Consider the following 577-nt stretch of genomic DNA (forward strand, 5'->3'; position numbering starts at 1 on the left):
CTACGACCACGCAACGGTGCCGAAGGCCGACCGCTGGGGCCCGGGCACGCGTATCCCGGCGATCATCGTCTCGCCGTTCGCCAAGAAGGGTTTCGTTGACCACACCCAGTACGACACGGCTTCGGTGCTGCGCCTGATCACGCACCGCTTCGGCCTGCCGACGCTGCCGGGTATCAAGCAACGTGACGCCGCGCTCGTCTCCAACGGCAACAAGCCGATGGGTGACCTGACCAACGCGCTGGATTTCACGCAGGCGCAGTAACGCTGCAACGCAGTCCTCGTGAAAAAAGGCGGCCCGAGCAGTCCGGGCCGCCTTTTTCTTTACCCGCTATTTGCCCTTCTTCTTGCCGGCGGGCTTTTCGCTTTCCAGCGTCTCCAGCCGCATCCCGACCTTGAGCGTCACCTGCCAATGCGCGATCTTGCCGTCGACGAGATGGCCACGCGTTTCCAGGACTTCGAACCAATCCAGATGGTTGAGCGTTTCGCTTGCCCGCGCGATGGCATTGCGTACCGCCGCATCGCTGGACTCGGGAGAAGAGCCGACCAGCTCGATCAACTTGTAGGTATGGGAACCCAT

Annotated in this window: 2 protein-coding genes; one reads left to right on the top strand and one right to left on the bottom strand. The window is 62.4% G+C overall.

Annotation, left to right across the window (positions count from 1 at the left end):
• Window positions 1–262 (top strand): alkaline phosphatase family protein (locus tag D1614_RS28495; RefSeq protein WP_206610185.1); only part of this gene is annotated, 262 nt, incomplete at its 5' end.
• A gap of 66 nt (window positions 263–328) precedes the next feature.
• On the opposite strand, the gene D1614_RS28500 is transcribed toward D1614_RS28495, so the two are convergent.
• Window positions 329–577: dodecin (locus tag D1614_RS28500; RefSeq protein WP_004627468.1), on the bottom strand; the 249-nt coding region annotated here is incomplete at its 5' end.

The sequence above is a fragment of the Maribellus luteus genome (assembly GCF_003576475.1).
Taxonomy (GTDB): Bacteria; Bacteroidota; Bacteroidia; order Bacteroidales; family Prolixibacteraceae; genus Draconibacterium; species Draconibacterium luteum.